The sequence below is a fragment of the Lactobacillus sp. ESL0246 genome (assembly GCF_003692965.1).
Lineage (GTDB): Bacteria > Bacillota > Bacilli > Lactobacillales > Lactobacillaceae > Lactobacillus.
Map to the genome: position 1 here is coordinate 1 of NZ_REHC01000020.1, position 1,532 is coordinate 1,532.

General features: G+C 40.9%; 1 protein-coding gene. It reads right to left on the reverse strand.

Features of this window, described 5'->3' with window-relative positions; translation table 11 throughout:
* Nucleotides 1–43 precede the first annotated feature (43 nt).
* Nucleotides 44–1,006, reverse strand: a complete 963-nt coding sequence (locus tag F5ESL0246_RS08105; protein ID WP_122019589.1) for a DUF916 and DUF3324 domain-containing protein — start codon at nucleotides 1,004–1,006, stop codon at nucleotides 44–46.
* Nucleotides 1,007–1,532: the final 526 nt, after the last annotated feature.

Here is a 1,532-nt window from a genome sequence, read left to right on the forward strand (position 1 = left end):
ATCAATGCTTTCAAAATGACACCACCTCCTTTATAGTTAAAAACTAGCGCGGCCGAAGCATGAAAGTCCAAATTAAACCGCCGAGACTTAACACCAGTAAAACCCCGCAAATAATCGTGGCATACAGCCAAAAATTAATCGGCTTCTTAACGGCGCGGTCATTGATTGTCTTAGCCTGGGAATTATTCACCTGCATGGTTTCGTTAAAGGTCCAGCTTACCGGGAAGCGATTCTGCGTGTTCAAGCCTTTCAGGGTGACTTTAATCTGATAGGTGCCGGCTTTGAGCGCATCATAGCTCCAGGAAATGGGCAACACAATGCGCGAATTAGGGGCAATCATAAAGTTGTTGGCGTTAAAGGTGCGCACCTCGCCACCAGCTTCTCCTATTGCTACTTTGACGTTAGCTTGAGAAATAGCCATGGGAGCAATGTTGCGCAAGGTAACTCCTAAAGCGGGGTGGCGGTTAAAGAGCATCGGCGCGGTTTTGGCGTATTTCACCTTGGGAAAGACCTGATAGTTCTGTCCGCGTAAGACAATTCCTACGGAATAGGCGTAATTAGAAGTAATCATGCCGCCCTTAGTCTTGGGCGTCTTGGGGTGTTCGACAAAGTGCCAATCCCCATAGATCATGCCATCAAAGCGCTCTTTAGGCAGCTTAACGGTAGCACTGATAATGCGGGATTGCTTCGGCCCTAACTTAAGCTTCTCGTCGCCTCGATGCAGCGTGATTAAGGTAGTTAGAGGATGCTTTAAACTAGGATCAAGCGCTTTAGTCTGGGGCGTGAAATCAATGCCGCCCCCATCTTGGGTATAAGCATTACGCAAATTAACCCGCACTGTAATGGTCTTAGAGGCAAAATTTTGGACTTGCATTTTAATGACATGAGTAGAGTTTTTCCGATAAGCTAGATTAAAGTAGTTGAGAGTTGTATCGACTTGCTCTTCGGGGAAAAGCGGCTTAACTTCAAAATCAGTACTATCATCTGATTGAGCGGCTGCTACCATGGTTTGCGGGGTTAACCAAATTGCCAAGACCAAAATTAACCCTAGCCACCAACGTTTTCTACCTTGCAAAAATTACTCCTCCTCTTACGTTTAAAAAAATAATTGGCAATTAAACCCGCTGAATCTAAGTTAATTCAGCGGGAAAACTTCAAAACCCATGCAGCTGTTTTTATCAAACCAATCGCTAATTTCGTAGTAGTAAAATGAACAAGCAAAAAGTATCACTATTACAAAAGTTGGCAAACCGATTAACTATATTAAAATAGTGGTATCAACATTGCACTGGTATTTTGAATAGCGCAGTTAGTATCAATGTATATAGCCATAGGTTTGGACTAACAAATTGAATTATAAAAATACGAAACAAGAAATATATAATTCAAAAATAGTCATAAATAGGAAATGAAAGCTATTACTAAATGCGCTTAAGTTTATGATATATCAATTTGCGGGATCGTACAGAGTATATAAAAAAAAAAAAAAAAGTAATATAGAATTACCGTTATTAGGAAAAATTGTAAATTCT

Bases quoted from the DNA above. Each gene is read 5' to 3' on its own strand.
- F5ESL0246_RS08105 (WP_122019589.1), bottom strand. From the start codon at position 1,006: ATGGTAGCAGCCGCTCAATCAGATGATAGTACTGATTTTGAAGTTAAG.